This window comes from Terrabacter ginsenosidimutans (assembly GCF_039539425.1).
GTDB classification, from domain to species: domain Bacteria; phylum Actinomycetota; class Actinomycetes; order Actinomycetales; family Dermatophilaceae; genus Terrabacter; species Terrabacter ginsenosidimutans.
On the sequence record NZ_BAABDC010000001.1, the window covers coordinates 1,206,406 to 1,222,794 of the forward strand.

13 protein-coding genes and 1 tRNA gene are annotated in these 16,389 nt (G+C 71.2%); 6 read left to right on the forward strand and 8 right to left on the reverse strand.

Annotated features, from left to right (window positions below):
- Position 1: 1 nt before the first annotated feature.
- From ABD831_RS05580 to ABD831_RS05605, 6 genes are read right to left on the reverse strand one after another with little or no spacing between them, the layout of a single operon-like run.
- Complete coding sequence (locus tag ABD831_RS05580) at positions 2–1,312, reverse strand: serine/threonine-protein kinase (RefSeq protein ID WP_344942717.1); 1,311 nt, start codon at positions 1,310–1,312, stop codon at positions 2–4.
- Entirely contained in the window at positions 1,309–2,769 is a 1,461-nt protein-coding gene (locus ABD831_RS05585) for a peptidoglycan D,D-transpeptidase FtsI family protein (protein ID WP_344942719.1), read from the reverse strand. The genes ABD831_RS05580 and ABD831_RS05585 overlap by 4 nt, the downstream gene beginning before the upstream one ends.
- Positions 2,766–4,163 (reverse strand): FtsW/RodA/SpoVE family cell cycle protein, encoded by a 1,398-nt coding sequence (locus ABD831_RS05590; RefSeq protein ID WP_344942721.1) that lies wholly within the window; start codon positions 4,161–4,163, stop codon positions 2,766–2,768. The genes ABD831_RS05585 and ABD831_RS05590 overlap by 4 nt, the downstream gene beginning before the upstream one ends.
- Positions 4,160–5,584, reverse strand: coding sequence for a PP2C family protein-serine/threonine phosphatase (locus ABD831_RS05595; RefSeq protein WP_344942723.1), 1,425 nt, complete (start codon positions 5,582–5,584; stop codon positions 4,160–4,162). Before ABD831_RS05595 ends, ABD831_RS05590 begins: the two co-directional genes overlap by 4 nt.
- Positions 5,585–5,588: 4 nt before the next feature.
- Positions 5,589–6,173 (reverse strand): FHA domain-containing protein FhaB/FipA, encoded by a 585-nt coding sequence (locus tag ABD831_RS05600; protein ID WP_344942729.1) that lies wholly within the window; start codon positions 6,171–6,173, stop codon positions 5,589–5,591.
- A 49-nt stretch (positions 6,174–6,222) separates the two neighbouring features.
- Positions 6,223–7,008, reverse strand: a complete 786-nt coding sequence (locus ABD831_RS05605; protein ID WP_142175331.1) for an FhaA domain-containing protein — start codon at positions 7,006–7,008, stop codon at positions 6,223–6,225.
- Between the two features lie 243 nt (positions 7,009–7,251).
- Between ABD831_RS05605 and ABD831_RS05610 the strand changes: the two genes are divergently transcribed.
- On the forward strand, positions 7,252–8,802 hold the full coding sequence (locus ABD831_RS05610) for a MinD/ParA family ATP-binding protein (protein ID WP_344942733.1): 1,551 nt from the start codon (positions 7,252–7,254) through the stop codon (positions 8,800–8,802).
- Positions 8,803–8,848: 46 nt separating this feature from the next.
- The gene (locus ABD831_RS05615) at positions 8,849–9,673 is read left to right on the forward strand and encodes an NAD-dependent epimerase/dehydratase family protein (protein ID WP_344942736.1); all 825 of its coding nucleotides are present in this window, start codon (positions 8,849–8,851) and stop codon (positions 9,671–9,673) included.
- Between the two features lie 19 nt (positions 9,674–9,692).
- Here the strand turns inward: ABD831_RS05615 and ABD831_RS05620 are convergent, their stop codons facing one another.
- A complete protein-coding gene (locus tag ABD831_RS05620; RefSeq protein WP_344942739.1) occupies positions 9,693–10,166 on the reverse strand; it encodes a MarR family winged helix-turn-helix transcriptional regulator in 474 nt (157 codons plus the stop codon).
- A 54-nt stretch (positions 10,167–10,220) separates the two neighbouring features.
- Here ABD831_RS05620 and ABD831_RS05625 point away from each other — a divergent pair, with 54 nt between their 5' ends.
- The 3 genes from ABD831_RS05625 to ABD831_RS05635 all read left to right on the forward strand — a co-directional run bounded on the left by ABD831_RS05625 (position 10,221) and on the right by ABD831_RS05635 (position 12,776).
- On the forward strand, positions 10,221–11,924 hold the full coding sequence (locus tag ABD831_RS05625; protein WP_344942742.1) for a DHA2 family efflux MFS transporter permease subunit: 1,704 nt from the start codon (positions 10,221–10,223) through the stop codon (positions 11,922–11,924).
- 203 nt (positions 11,925–12,127) lie between these two features.
- Positions 12,128–12,210, forward strand: a tRNA-Leu gene (locus ABD831_RS05630).
- Positions 12,211–12,578: 368 nt separating this feature from the next.
- Complete coding sequence (locus tag ABD831_RS05635) at positions 12,579–12,776, forward strand: hypothetical protein (RefSeq protein WP_344942745.1); 198 nt, start codon at positions 12,579–12,581, stop codon at positions 12,774–12,776.
- 84 nt (positions 12,777–12,860) lie between these two features.
- Here ABD831_RS05635 and ABD831_RS05640 read toward each other — a convergent pair whose 3' ends face one another.
- Positions 12,861–14,228: an MFS transporter gene (locus tag ABD831_RS05640; RefSeq protein ID WP_344942748.1), complete on the reverse strand. Its 1,368-nt coding sequence runs from the start codon at positions 14,226–14,228 to the stop codon at positions 12,861–12,863.
- Positions 14,229–14,487: 259 nt separating this feature from the next.
- Between ABD831_RS05640 and ABD831_RS05645 the strand changes: the two genes are divergently transcribed.
- Complete coding sequence (locus ABD831_RS05645) at positions 14,488–16,386, forward strand: glycoside hydrolase family 15 protein (RefSeq protein ID WP_344942751.1); 1,899 nt, start codon at positions 14,488–14,490, stop codon at positions 16,384–16,386.
- The last annotated feature ends 3 nt before the right edge of the window (positions 16,387–16,389 follow it).

A 16,389-nucleotide genomic window follows, 5' to 3' on the forward strand; every position in this document is an offset into this window, starting at 1 on the left:
GTCACTTCGCCTTGCCCTTCCCCTTGCCCTTGCCGGGGTGGGCGGGGGGCTGCTTGGAGGTCGTGGCGGTCTTCGTCGTCGCGGCGGTGCGGGTGGCCGTCTGCTTCGGGGCGGTCGTGGTCGGTCGGGAGGTGCTCGGGGTGGCGCTGGGCGTGGCGCTCGGCATGTTGGCCGCGGGCGCGGTCGAGGACGGTTGCTGCGCCGCGGGGCTGGTGGCCGGCCCTCGCACCACCCCACCGATGGCGAACGCGCCCCACACGACGAGGGCTGCGGCCGGCGCGGCCAGCCACGCCAGCCGGCGCCGGTCGGTGCCGCGCCCGGAGGGCGGCCGCATCGGAGACAGCGTCAGAGGAAGTGCACGGGTCGCGGACGGCGATGCCTCCCCGGGCGAGATGACGGCAGTCCTCTCGGGGCTGCTCGACACGGTGCTCACGAGGGTGCCGCCGGCCGATGGCAGCTCGGTGGTGACCGGCAGCGGCGTGACGCCCGGGAGTGAGCCCAGCGGCACCCCGGCCGCCTCCGCGACGGTGCGGGCGTCCGCCGGCCGGTCCGAGGCCGACTTGGCCAGGCAGGCGTCGACGACCTCGCGCAGGTCGAGGGGCACCGTGCCGGGCAGCTCGGGGGGCGGGTCGTTGACCTGGGCGATCGCCGTCGCGACTGGCGTGCCCATGTCGAACGGCTTGCGGCCGGTGATCATCTCGTGCGCCACGACCCCGAGGGAGTAGAGGTCGCTCGAGGCGGTGGCCGGCTCGCCGAGCGCCTGCTCCGGACTGATGTAGTCCGGCGTGCCGAGCACCTCCCCGGTGAGGGTGTGCCCCGACCCGTCACCGAGCCGGGCGATACCGAAGTCGGTGAGCTTCGCCTGGCCCTCGGGCGTCACGATGATGTTGGCCGGCTTGACGTCACGGTGCACGACGCCGGCCCGGTGGGCCGCCGACAGCGCCAGGGCCGCCTGGCCGAGCACCGAGCGCACCTCGTCGGTGGGCATGCCGCCGTCGCTGTCGCGGATGATGTCGCCCAGGGTGCGCCCCGGCACGAGCTCCATGACGAGGTAGGCCGTGCCGTCCTCCTCGCCGTAGTCGAAGACCGTTGCGATGTTGGGGTGGTGCAGCGACGCACTGCCGCGGGCCTCGTCACGGAAGCGCTCGATGAACGAGTCGTCGTCCGTTGCCTGCGGGCGCATGATCTTGAGGGCGACGGGACGCTGGAGCACGTCGTCGGTGGCCTCCCACACGTCGCCCATGCCGCCCGAGGCGATGGCTGCGCCGAGCGTGTAGCGACCCCCGAGGGTCGCGCCGGTCTCGAGGGTCATCGGCTCAGCACCGCCTCCATGACGGCGCGGGCGATCGGCGCCGCGACACGGCCTCCGCCGATCTCGCTGCCCGTCACGCCACCGTCCTCGACGACGACGGCCACGGCCACCTTGGGGTTGACGGCGGGCGCGAACGAGATGAACCACGCGTGTGGGGGCTTGCCGGGGTCGTGCTGCGCCGTGCCGGTCTTGCCCGCGACGTCGACGCCGGGGATCCGGGCGCGGGCGCCGCTGCCGTTGTCGACGACGGAGACCATCATCTTGGTCAGCGTGCTGGCCGTCTGCTCCGAGACGGCCTGCGACAGCTCGACCGGGTCGGGGGCCGACTCGATGATGTCGAGGTTGGCGCTGCGCACCGACTGGATGAGGTAGGGCGTCATGACGCTGCCCTTGTTGCCGATGCCCGCCGCGACCATCGCCATCTGCAACGGCGTCGCGCGCACGTCGTACTGGCCGATCGCGGCCTGGGCGGCCTGGGGGGCGTTGAGGTCGGCCGGGACCGAGCTCACCGAGACGCGCATGGGGATCTGGAGGGCGTCGCCGAAGCCGAACTTCGCGGCCTGCGCCCGCAGCTTCTCGCCACCGAGGTCGAGGCCGAGCGAGCCGAACGTGGTGTTGCACGAGATCTCGAGCGCGTGGATGAGCGTGGTCTCGTTGTTGGGTCCGCAGGCGCGGCCGTCCTCGTTGGGCAGGTTGGTGCTCGTCAGCGGCAGGTCGAGCGAGGCCGGGCCGGGGACGGTGGAGTTCTCGTCGCTGACGACGCCGTTCTCGAGGGCGGCCGCGGCCGTGACCACCTTGAAGGTCGACCCGGGCGGGTAGACGCCGTTGATGGTGCGGTTGAGGTAGGCCTTGTCCTTGTCGTTGGACAGGACCTGCCACGCCTTGGACGCCTTGTTGAGGTCGTGGCTGGAGAGTGGGTTGGGGTCGTAGCTCGGGTGGCTGACCATGGCGAGGATCGCGCCGGTCTTCGGGTCGAGGGCCACGACGGCGCCCTTGCTGTCGCCGAGCGCCTTGTCGGCGGCGGCCTGCGCCTTGGGGTCGATCGTCAGCTCGATCGTCGCGCCGGAGGTCTTGCGGCCGGTGATGAGGTCGGTGACGCGCCGGACGAAGAGGGTGTCGGCGTCGCCGGAGAGCAGGTCGTCGGCAGCGTGCTCGAGACCGTAGGGCGCCCCGACGGCGTAGGAGTAGAAGCCGGTCATCTGGGCGTAGAGCTTGTCCTGGGGGTAGGTGCGCAGGAAGCGGTACTGGTCCTCGACCGACACGGACTTCGCGATGGCCTGGCCACCGACGATGATCGACCCGCGCTCGCGGGCGTAGTTGTCGAGCAGGGTGCGCTTGTTGCTCGCCATCGCGTTCAGCGACTTGGCCTGCGTGACCTGCACGATCGTCGCGGCGACCAGCAGTGTGATGAACAGCGCCGCGATGAGGACCGAGAGGCGGCGGATCGGGGTGTTCACGGGAGCCTCACCACCTGGGTCACCTCGGCCGGCGAGGGGTCGTCGGCGGCGACGCCCACGGGGATCTCGGGCATCGGCCGACGGGCCTGGTCGGAGATCCGGAGCAGCAGCGCCATGATGACCCAGTTCGCGAGCAGGGACGAGCCACCGAGCGACATGAAGGGCGTCGTGAGGCCGGTCAGCGGGATGACCCGCGTGACGCCGCCGATGACGATGAAGAGCTGGAAGGCGACCGAGAACGACAGGCCGATCGCGAGCAGCTTGCCGAAGCCGTCACGCACGCCGAGGGCGGTCCTGATGCCGCGCTCGCAGAAGATGAGGTAGAGCACGATGATCGCGACGGACCCGAAGAGGCCGAGCTCCTCGCCGAGGCTCGGGAAGATGAAGTCGCTCTCGGCGAACGACGTCAGGTAGGGCCGCCCGGCCCCGAGGCCGGTGCCCGTGAGACCTCCGGAGGCCATGCCCCACAGGCCGTTGGCCAGCTGGTTGGACCGCTCGAGGTTGTCTTGCGAGAACGGGTCGAGCCAGAGGTCGACGCGCTTCTGGAAGTGCGTGAACGCCGACAGTGCGAAGGCCACGGCCACCCCGAAGAGCAGCAGGCCGATGGCGATCCACGACGTGCGCTCGGTCGCGACGTAGAGCATCGCGACGAAGAGGCCGAAGAAGAGCAGCGCCGAGCCGAGGTCCTTCTGGAAGACGAGGACGAGCAGCGCCAGCACCCAGGCCACGAGGATCGGGCCGAGGTCTCGCCCGCGCGGGAAGGTGAAGCCGAGGACCTTCTTGCCCGCGAGCGAGAGCACGTCGCGGGTCTGGACGAGGTAGCCGGCGAAGAAGATCGCGAGGGCGATCTTGGCGAACTCGCCGGGCTGGAAGTTGAGCGGTCCGACGGAGATCCAGATCTGCGAGCCGTTGATGTTGCGACCGATGCCCGGGACGAGCGGTAGCACCAGGAGCACGAAGCCGACGGCCATCGTCACGAAGGTGTAGCGGCGCAGCAGGCGGTGGTCGCGCAGCGCGATCAGCACGGCGATCGCCAGGACGACGGCCAGGGTGGTCCAGATGAGCTGGCGGTAGGCGTCGCCGTCGGCGCCGAGCTTGCCCCGCGCGAGGTCGAGCCGGTGGATCATCACCAGGCCCAGCCCGTTGAGCACGGTGGTGATGGGCAGCAGCACGGGGTCGGCGTAGGCCGCCTTCCAGCGCAGCACGAGGTGCACCGCGAGCACGAGGACCGTGAAGCCGCCCGCGACGGGGACGATGTTGGCCGGCACCGTGCCGTTGCGGTTGAGGTCGGTGGTGACCCATGCCAGCAGCACGATGGCGATGGCGAAGACCAGCAGCAGCAGCTCGGCGCCGCGGCGGGTGCGTGGGGTGAGGGGCTCGACGGTCGTCGTCATGCGACCGCCCCTGCGTGCCGGTCGGGCCCGAGCGCGGCGCTCGCTGTCGGCGTCGACGTGCTCGCCCGCGGCGTCGGCGACGTGGGGGCCGGCGAGGTGGGCGACGTCGGCCCGGTCGTCGGCGGGGTGGTCGGGAGGGGCGTCGGGGCCGGGCTCGTGCCGCACGGCGTGCCGGTCGAGGCGAGGTGCTGGCAGCGCAGGGCCTCGCCGCGCAGGGCGGAGACCTTGACCTGGGCGTCGGCGAGGTCACGGGCGGGGATCGTGTTGCCGACCGAGGCCTGGACGTCGGTCGGCAGGTCGGAGACGAGCACGTCGGACGGGGACTCCACGTGGGAGAGCCGGATCGGGCCGAGGTCCTGCGAGACCCCGCGGAAGATGGCGACGTGCCCGGCGTCGGCCGCGACGTAGAACTGCTTCTGCGACCACGCCCACGCGGCATACCCGCCGCCACCGAGCAGCGCGGTGACGACGAGGATGCCGATGGTGCGCAGCAGGATCTTCGACCGGCGCGACCGGGTGCGGTCCTCGGCGAGCTCGAGCGCGTCGTCGTCGGGCTCGGCGCGGCCGGTCGCCTCGCGCGAGAGGGCAGCGGCCTTCTCGGCGGGACTCGTCGGGATCGCGCGGGTGCGGCCCCGCATGCGCTTGCCGGCAGCGCCGACGACCTGCGGCACGGTGGTGGGCAGGTCGTCGCCGTCTGCGTCGACGACCTCGGCGACGATGACGGTCACGTTGTCGCGGGTGCTCGCCTTGAGGGCGATCTCGATGCAGCGGTCGGCGGCCTCGGCGGGGGTGCGCGCCTCGCGGAGGATCTCCTCGATGACGTCGGCTCCGACGAAGTCGGACAGGCCGTCGGAGCACAGCAGGAAGCGGTCGCCGATCTTCGCCTCGCGCAGCGAGGTGTCGGGCTCGTCGTCGGGCTGGCCGGTCATGACCCGAGTGACGACGGAGCGCTGCGGGTGGTGGCCGGCGTCCTCCTTGGAGATGCGGCCCTCGTCGATGAGCTGCTGGACGAAGGAGTGGTCCTTCGTGATCTGCGAGAACGTGTCGCCGCGCAGCATGAACGCCCGGGAGTCGCCGATGTGCGCCATGGCGAGCTTGTTGCCGGTGCGCAGCATGACGATCGTCGTGCTGCCCATGCCGGCGAGCTCGGAGTTCTCCCGCATGGCCTTGGTCAGCTTGGCGTTCGCGGAGTGCAGCGCCTCCTCGAGGAGCGGGATCGCCTGGTCGGCGGTGACGTCCTCCTCGTCGAGCGGCGCGAGCTCTCCGACGATCATCGAGCTCGCGACGTCACCCGCGGCGTGACCACCCATCCCGTCGGCGAGGACGAGCAGGTTGGGCCCGGCATACCCCGAGTCCTCGTTGCGGGACTTCGGTCCCAGGCCGAGGTCGGAGCGCGCGGCATAGCGCAAGGCGATGGCCATCCGGTCAGCCTCGCAGTTCGAGGACGGTCTTGCCGATCCTCAGGGTGGTGCCGACCTCGACCGGTCGCGAGCCGGTCAGGCGGTCGCGACCGATGAAGGTGCCGTTGGTGGACTGTAGGTCCTCGACGGCCCAGCCGTCGCGGCCCGAGGGGTCGGGATAGATCCGGCAGTGCCGGCCCGAGGCGTAGTCGTCGTCGAGGACGAGCGCGCACTCGGGGTTGCGGCCGATGAGGATGCCGCCGCTGCGCAGCGGCAGCGAGGTGCCGGCGAGGGGGCCCTCGGTGACCACGAGGGTCGTCGGGGTGCCCTTGCCGCGGCCCTTGCGTCCGGGGACCCCGCGCCCGGGGGCCGGGGACGGGGCAGCGGCGCCCGCGGCACCGCCCGCTCCGGCGGCCACGGGCGCCGGGGTGCGCGGCGCGCTGCGCTGGCGGTCCTGCTTCTGGGCCTCCTTGAGCGCCTTGCGCTTGCCGCGCCGGCTCACGGCCGTGCCGTAGATGTCGGTGCGCAGCACTCCGACGACGCTGAAGATGAAGATCCACAGCAGCGCCAGCAGACCCAGCCGCAGCAGGGTCAGGGTGAGTTCACTCATGCGTCACCACATGTCGTCGCCGGAAGGACGTGCGTGGGGTTCATCGGGCTCACCGGCGCCCCACGCGGAACGTGGCCGACGTGCGGCCGATGGTCAGGCGGTCGCCGTCCTGCAGCCGCTGGCTCGAGACCCGGTCACCGTTGACGAACGTGCCGTTGGTGGAGTTGAGGTCGCGGATCGAGGTGACGAGGTGCGGGCCGTCCGTCGTGACCCGGATCTCGCTGTGTCGGCGCGAGACCCCCGGGTCGTCGATCACGATGTCGGCGGTCTCGTCGCGGCCGAGCGTCGTGATGCTGCCCAGCAGGGGGTAACGGTCGCCGGCGATGTCGAGCCACGGGCGGGCCGAGGGGTTCGAGCGCGGGGCGGGGCGGTGGACCGGGGCCTCGTCGACGGCCGTGCCCGTGCTCGCCTGGGGCCGTGGTGCGGCCGGTGCCTGCTCGCGGGCGGCGGGCTCGCGCCCGGCCTGCTTCGCGGTGGCGGGACGCACGCGGAAGACGCCGGTCTCGAGGCCTTCGCCCTCGACGAGCTGGACCTCCAGCGGACCGCCCGGCTGGTAGCCCTGCGAGTCGGCGTGCTCCTGCGCCGCGGCGACGAGGTCGTCGGAGAGGTCCTCCTCGTAGTCGCCGAGCCGGTCGTAGTCGGTCTGGCTGAGCTCGATCGTGTAGAGGTTGGGGACCATCGCGCGTCCGTGGCCGAGCAGGGCGGCGCGGTCGTCCATGGCGCGGCGGATCGCCGAGGCGATCTCGACGGGCTGCACTTCCGACTTGAACGCCTTGGCGAAGGCGCCGTGGACAGCCTTGGCGAGACCGTGCTCGACACGGTTGATGATTCCCACGCCGTCGCCTCCTCCGTGTTGAGCGCTCATGCTGGGCGCTTCATCGTAACCGGGTCACCCCCCGCAGCCCCCAACCGACAGTCGGTGGGGGGCTGCCCAAAACGCCCGTTTCGCCCCCAGGGGAGGTGGTCAGCGGGTTTGATGTGTGGCGCAGTCGTGGGACGATCACACGGATCCCGCGGCGGGTTTCCGCACATGGTCCCGCACATGGTCCCGCCGCGTCAGGCCAGCAAGGAGTGCTCGATGAGCAAGGACGAGACCGGTAGCACCGAGAGCCAGGGCATCCCCGGCTACTCGGCCAACAACAGCATCCCGGGTGGCTTCGCTCTTCCCATCCCCACTGCGGGCGCCGGCGCGAGCGAGCCCGAGCAGCCCCCGGCCGACCCGTGGAGCTCCACGTGGGACGACACCTCGTGGCAGACGGGCGAGACCGGCGAGACCGCCACCTATGACCTGTCCGAGCTCAACGGGCACGACCTCAACGGCGCCGACCACGGCTCGGCCGCCTCCGGCTCGACGAGTGCCTCGACCAACACGTGGACCGACTGGGAGCCCTCCGACCCGGGCACCGCCGACTGGTCGGCGACCACCGACGACGCCCCGGCGCAGTCCTACGCCGAGCCGACGTACACCGAGCCGTCCTATGCCGAGCAGCCCTACTCCGGCTGGACGCCCGCCGGCTCCACCGCGGACGAGCACTCGTCGGGCAGTGCCGCCGGCACGCCGTCCTCGGTGACGACCGACCACACCGCTGCACAGCAGGCGTATGCCGCCCGGCCGGCCGTCGACCCCGACGTGGCCGCCGCGGCCGCCGAGGGGGGCTACGAGCCCGAGACGTACGACCTGACCCCCGCGCCGCGCCCCGGCAACTCCGACCGCCCGAGCGCCGAGGACCTCATCAGCGCCCGCTCCAAGGGTGAGCGCCAGAAGACCAAGGCCAACTCCGGCCTGCGCAAGGCCTTCGGCATGGGCCCCAGCGTCAAGGAGATGCTCGAGCGCGACCGCATCGACCGCATCGCCCGACCCCTGGGCGGCCGCAAGACGATCATGGTCATCAACACCAAGGGCGGTGGCGGCAAGACGCTCGTGACGCTCATGCTCGCCAGCTACCTCGGCCGCTACCGGTCGGGGTCCGTCCTCGCGTGGGACAACAACGAGACCGAGGGCACGCTCGGCATGCGCGCGCCGTCGCAGAGCCACCACCGCACGGTCGTCGACCTGCTCGGGGCGCTCCCGACGATCGCGGGGGACCCCAACGCCGGCACGTCCGAGCTCGAGCACTGGGTGCGTGAGCAGCGGGGCCTCAGCTTCGACGTGCTCGCCTCGGCCGACGACGACGAGGCCATGCGCATCATCGGCGAGCAGGAGTTCGAGGACCTGCACACGCAGCTCTCGCGCTTCTACCGGATGATCGTCGTCGACACGGGCAACAACCGCCTGTCGCCGAACTGGCTCGCGGCCGCCGCCCGCGCCGACATGCTCGTCTTCGCGACCTCGCTCAAGGACGACACGTCGGTCGTGGCTGCCAAGAACCTCGACGCGCTCGTCGCGATGGGCCGCGGCGACCTCGTGCGCAACGCGGTCTGCGTCATCTCGCACACGTCGGCCAAGGGCAACGACATCGGTGCCGGCGTGCACACGCGCGAGCACTTCGAGCAGTGGGTGCGCGCGGTGGTCGACATCCCCTACGACCCGATGCTCGCCCCGGGCCTGCACCTCGACCCGCTCAAGATCAGCCGCAAGACGCACGAGTCGTGCATGGAGATGGCTGCCGTCGTCGTCGACGGTCTCTGATTCCCGGACCACAGGACGGCCCGGCCCGAGGGGGTGTGCCGCAGCCATGGCCCTCATCGCGCTGACCGGCGCCTCCGGTCGCATCGCCACGGCGTTGCGTCCGCGCCTGCGGGCAGCCGGCCACCGGCTCGTGCTGTGCGACGCTCCCGGCGTGGCGGTGCCTGACGTCGACCCGGCGACCGAACGTGCGGTCGAGAGCGACCTGCGGGACGTCGACGCCCAGGCCGAGGCCTTCGCCGGGGCCGACCTCGTGGTCCACCTCGGCGCCTTCTCCGACGAGCGTCCGTGGCCCGAGATCCTGGCCGTCAACATCGACGGCACCCGCGCCGTGTGCGAGGCGGCGCGTCTGGCCGGTGTCGGCCGGCTGCTGCTCGCGAGCTCGGTGCACGCGGCCGGCTACGTGCCGGTGGACGCGCCGCTCGTGCGCGACGGTATGCCACTCCCGGCGCCCGACACGTACTACGGCGTGAGCAAGGCGGCGCTCGAGGCGCTCGGGGGGTTGTATGCCGGCCGCTTCGCGATGACGGTCGTCAGCGCCCGCATCATGACCTTCGACGACCGGCCGGGCGGGCCGCGCTCGCTGCAGTCGTGGCTCTCCGGCGACGACATGGCGCGCCTCGTGCTCGCCACCCTGACGACGAGGGCGACCGGGCACCACGTGGTGTGGGGCGTGTCGCGCAACACCCGCCGGGTCGTCGACCTCGCGCCGGGACTGGCCATCGGCTTCGACCCGCAGGACGACGCGGAGGCGCACGCCTCGGACGCCGAGCGCCGTGGACCCAGCCGCCCACCCGGGCTGCTCGGCGGCGGCTTCGCCGATGCGGCATACGTCCTCGGTGAACCGCACGGCGGCACCCGGACCGGCTCCTGAGGGGAGCCCGCGCGTCACGTCAGCCGTCGTCGGTGGCGAAGCGGTGGTAGGCCTCGGTCGCGGCCTGCAGGTAGCGGTGGATCGCCTCCCGCTCCCCCTCGGTGAACTCCTCGGTCAGGGCGTCGAGCCGGTCGAGCAGGCCGCGCAGCTGCCCGCGCACCTCGGTCGCGGCCGACTCGGTGGGCACGAGGCGGACCCGGCGCCGGTCGCCGGTGTCGCGCTCGCGCAGCAGGTGGCCGGCGGCCTCGAGCCGGTCGACGACGTCGGTCATGGCGGCAGGCGTGATGCCGAGCCTGGAGCTCAGCTCGCGCGGGCCCAGACGACCGTCCGACGCGGCGATGTGGCTCATCGCGGACAGGTCGGTCGGGTGCATCCGCATCCGCCGGGCCAGGGCCCCGGACGCCTCGGCGGACGCGGCGCCGAGCGCCCTCAGCGCCCAGGTCTCGGGCTGGTGCACCCGTCTCGGGGTGCCCTGCGGGGGTGGGATTGCCATGGGCCGATGATACTGCTTCCATATGTTTAGAAGATCTAAACATATGGAGGGGACATGACGCAGGAGGCGGCCGCGGCCCGCGGCGGAGACCGGCGACGGTGGCTGGGCCTCGTCGCGATCAGCATCGCGGTGGCGCTGATCATCGTCGACTCGACGATCGTCAACGTCGCCGTGCCCTACATCGTCGACGACCTCGGGCTGAGCTCGTCGCAGGTGCAGTGGGTGCAGGAGTCCTACACGCTCGTCTTCGCAGCCACCCTGCTCATCTGGGGCACCGTCGCCGACCGCATCGGGCGACGCCGCATGCTCCTGATCGGCGTCGTCGTGTTCGTCGCGGCCTCGGTGCTCGCCGCCGTCTCCGGCTCGGGCGAAGCGCTCATCGGCGCCCGCATCATCCAGGGCTTCGGCGGCGCGATGATCCTGCCGACGACCCTCTCGCTCATCAACGCCGGCTTCACCGGTCGCGAGCGCGGCATCGCCTTCGCCGTCTGGGGCTCGACGATCGGCGGGATGGTCGCCGTCGGTCCGCTCCTCGGCGGCTGGCTCACGACCTCGTTCTCGTGGCGCTGGGCCTTCGGGATCAACCTGCCCATCGGGCTGCTCATCGTCGCGGGCGTCCTGCTCTTCGTCGACGAGTCCCGGTCGCCCCGCCGCGAGCGCGTCGACGTCGTGGGGGCGCTGCTGTCGGCCGTCACCTTCGCCACCCTGGCGTTCGGGCTCATCGAGGGCCGCACCTACGGCTGGTGGACGATCACGAAACCCTTCCAGCTCGGCCCGTGGACGTGGTCGAGCGGCCTGTCCCCCGTCGCCGTCGCCTTCGCCGTGACCCTCCTGGCCGGGACGGTCTTCGTCGTGCGGACGCTGCGTCGCACCGCGGCCGGCCGACCGACCCTCTTCCGCTTCGACCTCTTCGGCATCCGGTCGTTCCGCAACGGGAACATCGCCGCGATGATCGTCAGCCTCGGCGAGTTCGGCATCGTGCTGTCCCTGCCGCTCTGGCTGCAGAACGTGCTCGGCTACACCGCCTTCCAGACGGGCGTGGTCCTGCTGGCGCTCGCCATCGGCTCGTTCACGGCCAGTGGCCTCGTCACGGTGCTCAGCGCGCGCCTCACGGCCGCCGCGATCGTCCGGATCGGCATCGTCGCCGAGATCCTCGGCATCGCCGGCCTCGGGCTCGTCATCGGCCCGTCGACGTCGTGGGCCGCCATCGCGCCGTGCCTCTTCGTCTACGGCTTCGGCGTCGGGCTCGCGACGGCGCAGCTGACCGGCGTCGTCCTCGTCGACGTGCCGGTAGAGCGCAGCGGCGAGGGCTCCGGCCTGCAGTCGACGGCGCGCCAGGTCGGCTCGGCCCTCGGCATCGCGATCCTCGGCACCGTCCTGTTCACCACCGCCGGCGCCCGCCTCGACGCGGGACTGACCGACCTCGGCGTGCCCGAGAGCGCACGCGCCGGCATCGTCAATGCCGTCGTCGAGAGTGCGGGCGGCGCCATCCCTGCCCTCGCCGAGGACCCCCGCACCGCGGCGGCCGCACCGGTCGCCGAGCAGGCCTTCTCGGACGCGACGAGGTATGCGGCGTTCACCGCCGCCGGCTTCCTCGTCCTCGGCCTGCTCGCCACGTTGTCGCTCGGCGACCCGCGCCAGGGCCGGCAGGGGGGCCGACACCGCGAGGGGTATGCCGGCAGCCGTGGTGCGTCGGACGGCCGACCGGAGCCGGTGCCTGAGGACGTCCCCGAGGCGGACGCGCCCGTGGTCCCGTAGCGCGCCACCCGGCATACGCCGTCGGTGGACCGCACGTGCGGCGCTCGCGACCGGCCATGAAGTGCGCGATGGTGCTGCATCCGGTGGGGTGATCACCCCACCGGATGCAGCACCATCCGACGCATCATCCGCCCGGTGCTGGCCTCAGGGCGCGCCCGGTTTGGCGATAGCGGGGCTGATACAGCACACTGTCTGCTTGTCACGCGCGAGTGGCGGAATGGCAGACGCGCTGGCTTCAGGTGCCAGTGTCCGAAAGGGCGTGGGGGTTCAAATCCCCCCTCGCGCACAGAATGTGGGGAAGTTTCCCCGAACGGGAGCGGCGGCCCTGGTCTTCGGACCGGGGCCGCCGCTTCTGCGTTCCCAGACAGCTTCCATCCCGTTGGTCTGGCCCCGTTCGGCTGGCGTCGGCGGCCGGCAGCAGTGCGGCACCTGCGGGCGCGACCCGATGCCAACATGGCGGGCCCTTCGGCCCTACCCGCACTTGCCGGCACGGTGCGACGGTGACGAGACGCCGAGGCATCCGTCTCATGAAGTCCAACGGAGGACGCTATGACAATCCGACTCGACCGGACCGGACTGGTGGCAGGGCACAGGAACCCGGAAGCCGCCACCTGGGCTGCAGAGATGTCCACGTACTTGACCGAGAAACTGGGCATGTCCACCACATGGGGCGTGGAGGTCGGCGGTCCTGTGGGGACGATGCACTGGTACACCGACTTCGCCGACATGGCGGAGCTCGAGGCTGGTCTGGGGAAGTCGATGACTGACGCCGGTTACATCGAGCTCATCGCGAGGGCCGCGGACCTGTTCATCGAGGGACGCACCGAGGACTCGATCATCTACATCATGTGAAGTTCACCTTCGCGCCACGTCGAGTCGCTCCCCGATGGGTGGGCCAGAATCCCCCTCGCGCACGCGATGACGAAGGGCCCCGGTTCATGGAACCGGGGCCCTTCCGCGTGGAGCGACCGTCGACGCCATGCCGCGGGGAAGGAACGCCCCGGCGACGAGGCCGACGAGCCCGATGGCGGCCAGCGTGACCAGCGCCGCCGCCTCGGCGCTCTCGGTGAGGCCCGCGACGAGGATGGTGCCCGCGATGGCCGTACCCAGTGAGGAGCCGAGGTTGGAGACGCTGCGGGACAGTCCCGAGATCTCGCCCTGCCGTTCGTCGCCGAAGCTGGACTGCACGACGTTGACCGAGGGCGTCAGCATCCCGCCTAGCCCGAACCCGACCAGGAAGAGTCCCGGCGCGAACGCCCAGGGACTCGACGAGCGGCCGACCATCGCCAGCAGCACGCCGACGCCGCAGATGGTGATGACGAAGCCGAGCATGATCAGGGTCCGCTGAGCACGCCGTTTCGCGAAGCGTTCCGCCCCCAGGGACGACAGGAGCAGCCCGAGGGTGGCCGCCGTGAAGATGATGCCGGTCTGGATCGCGTCATAGCCGCGCACCGTCTGGAGGTACGCCGCGACCACGAACGAGATGCCGAGCAGCATCAGCCACTGGATGTTCTGGGTCACGAGGCCGAGGTTGGACGTGCGGCTGTGGAACAGGCTGATGGACAGCAGCGGTTCTCCGCCGGAGCGCGCCTTGGCCCGGATCCACAGGAAGAACGAGAGCAGCACCACGGCGCCGGCCACGAGCAGGGCCAGCATCAGCCAGCCGCTGTTGTCGGCTGCCAGGATGCCGAGCACGACGAGGACCAGGCCGAGCGCCGACAGGACCGCTCCCGTCGTGTCGAAGTGCTTCGTGGGGTCCGGCGGCAGCGGGTCGGCGATGCGGCGGGCCAGAAGCACGATCACGGCGATCACCAGGGCCTGGAAGACGAACGCGGCTCGCCAGCTGATGGCCGAGGTGATGAGGCCGCCGATCAGGGGCCCTGCTGCGGCGCCGACCCCTCCCATCGCGCTGATCGCGCCGAAGGCGCGGGCGCGGGAGGCGACCTGGGTGAAGAGCAGCGTCGTGAGGATGTAGACGGGCGGGATCAGCAGTGCCGTGCCGATGCCCTCGAGGATGGAGTTGCCGATGATGAGGACTCCGAGGCCGGGGGACACCGCGCTCAGCAACGCGCCGACCCCGTACACGGTGAGACCGACCATGAAGCAGCGCTGGCGGCCGTAGCGGTCGGTGAGCTTGCCCCCGGGGATCATCAGCGCCGCCATCACGAGCAGGAAGAGGGTGATCGCGACCTGGACGCCCTGGACCGTCGTGTCGAGGTCCTTGCTGATGTCGTTGATCATCACGTTCATGTTCGAGCCGGCGAAGCTGCAGATGAACTGTGCGAGAGCAAGAGGGACCAGCACCCTTCGCAGGGTGCTCGCGTGCTGTGCGGACACGTCACTCTCGGCCACGAGGCACCCGCTTTCGGTCCGAGTCGGTACGTCGCCCATCGGGGCACGTCGCCCACCGGGCGTGACCTCGAGGGTGCCGCCGGCGCGGGCCGGGGCACATCATCCCCCGGGGATGATGCCCGCTCGTTCGCGAGACCGGCAGCCTGACGTTCAGGCGTCCGCCGCCCAGGGAGCGCATCCGCCTGGAGCTCCCCCGGAAAGGTTCTCGAGCATGTCCGACTACCCCCTCATCGCCGACCACGGGCTCATCGGTGACCTCCAGACCTGCGCACTGGTGGCGACGGACGGCTCGATCGACTGGTTCTGCGCCCCGCGTTTCGACTCCCCGAGCGTCTTCGGGGCCCTGCTCGACCACGAGCGGGGAGGCCACTTCAGGGTCCGACCGACGGCCGAGACGTTCACCGGCAAGCAGCTCTACTTCCCCGACACGGCGGTCCTGGTCACGCGCTTCATGACCCAGGCGGGCGTGGGCGAGGTGACCGACTTCATGCCCGTCGCGGGGGCGGTCGCGACCGATCGGCACCGGATCGTGCGGATGGTTCGGTGTGTGCGCGGGGAGATGACGTTCGCCGTCGACATCGCTCCCCGGTTCGACTACGGCCGTGAGCCGCACGAGACACACCTGACGGAGGCCGGTGCCGTCTTCGAGGGAGAGCGGACGGCGATGGCGGTCAGTCTCATCCTCGAGCCCGAGGAGCAGCGGCTCGCCCACCCGCAGGTCGACGCCCACGGCGACGTCCACGCCGAGCTCACCCTTCGGGCAGGCCAGATGAGAGGGGTGGTGGTCGAGACGGGACCCGCCCGTCCGGCACACCCGGTGCCCGTCGCGGAGGCGTGGCGGCTCTTCGACGAGACGGTCGACTTCTGGGAGACCTGGCTGGGTCAGTCGACGTACGCGGGGCGGTGGCGCGAGGCGCTGAACCGTTCGGCGATCACCCTCAAGCTGATGACGTACGCGCCGACCGGAGGCATCGTCGCAGCGCCCACGATGGGGCTGCCCGAGCAGATCGGTGGAGAGCGGAACTGGGACTACCGCTACACGTGGATCCGGGACGCCTCCTTCTCGATCTACTCCCTGCTCGGGATGGGGTTCACGACCGAGGCAGCCGCCCTGGGGCGCTGGCTCAAGGACCGCGTCGACGAGCAGGTGGGGGGAAACGGAACCGGGCCGTTGAACATCATGTACCGCGTCGACGGGTCCAGTGACCTCAGCGAGGAGGTCCTGCCGCACTGGGAGGGATATCGCGGCTCGACCCCGGTCCGCGTCGGCAACGCAGCAGCGGACCAGCTCCAGCTCGACATCTACGGCGAGGCGATCGACAGCATCTACTTCGCCGACCAGCGGGGCATCACCACCGGCCACCAAGGGTGGCAGCGGCTCTGCGACCTGCTCAACTGGGTCACGGACAACTGGGACCAGCCCGAGGAGGGCATCTGGGAGACCCGCGGAGGAAGGCAGGCCTTCACCTACGGCAGGCTCATGAACTGGGTCGCGCTCGATCGCGGGATCCGGCTGGCGACCAAGCACGGACGCCCGGCCCCGCTCGAGCGGTGGCGCGCGGAGCGAGACGCGATCTACAACCAGATCATGGAGCGTGGCTGGAGCCCGACGCGCAAGGCGTTCCGGCAGCACTACGACACCGACGTCCTCGACGCCGCCCTCCTGCGCATGTCCACCGTCGGCTTCATCACCCCCACCGACCCGATGTGGATCTCCACCCTGGAGGCGATGGACGCCGAGCTGGTCACCGACAGCCTCGTCTACCGGTACGACCCCGAGGCCTCGCCAGACGGGCTCCGAGGCTCCGAGGGCACCTTCTCGCTCTGCACGTTCTCCTACGTCGCGTCACTGGCCCGGGCGGGCCAGCTGAGCAAGGCTCGAGAGACGTTCGAGAAGATGCTGACGTATGCCAACCACGTCGGCCTGTACTCCGAGGAGATCGCGCTGACGGGCGAGCAGATCGGCAACTTCCCGCAGGCCTTCACCCACCTGGCCCTCATCGACGCCGCGATCATCCTCGACCGGCAGCTCGACCAGAACCGGCCCGTCACCTCCACACGATCGCTGCGAAACCCACCGTCCGACACCGCACGATCTGAGAGGAAGTGACCC

Coding starts and splice junctions, on each gene's coding strand:
- ABD831_RS05580 (WP_344942717.1), bottom strand. CDS start 1,312: ATGACCCTCGAGACCGGCGCGACCCTCGGGGGTCGCTACACGCTCGGC.
- ABD831_RS05590 (WP_344942721.1), bottom strand. CDS start 4,163: ATGACGACGACCGTCGAGCCCCTCACCCCACGCACCCGCCGCGGCGCC.
- ABD831_RS05595 (WP_344942723.1), bottom strand. CDS start 5,584: ATGGCCATCGCCTTGCGCTATGCCGCGCGCTCCGACCTCGGCCTGGGA.
- ABD831_RS05600 (WP_344942729.1), bottom strand. CDS start 6,173: ATGAGTGAACTCACCCTGACCCTGCTGCGGCTGGGTCTGCTGGCGCTG.
- ABD831_RS05610 (WP_344942733.1), top strand. CDS start 7,252: ATGAGCAAGGACGAGACCGGTAGCACCGAGAGCCAGGGCATCCCCGGC.
- ABD831_RS05615 (WP_344942736.1), top strand. CDS start 8,849: ATGGCCCTCATCGCGCTGACCGGCGCCTCCGGTCGCATCGCCACGGCG.
- ABD831_RS05620 (WP_344942739.1), bottom strand. CDS start 10,166: ATGGCAATCCCACCCCCGCAGGGCACCCCGAGACGGGTGCACCAGCCC.
- ABD831_RS05625 (WP_344942742.1), top strand. CDS start 10,221: ATGACGCAGGAGGCGGCCGCGGCCCGCGGCGGAGACCGGCGACGGTGG.
- ABD831_RS05635 (WP_344942745.1), top strand. CDS start 12,579: ATGTCCACCACATGGGGCGTGGAGGTCGGCGGTCCTGTGGGGACGATG.
- ABD831_RS05645 (WP_344942751.1), top strand. CDS start 14,488: ATGTCCGACTACCCCCTCATCGCCGACCACGGGCTCATCGGTGACCTC.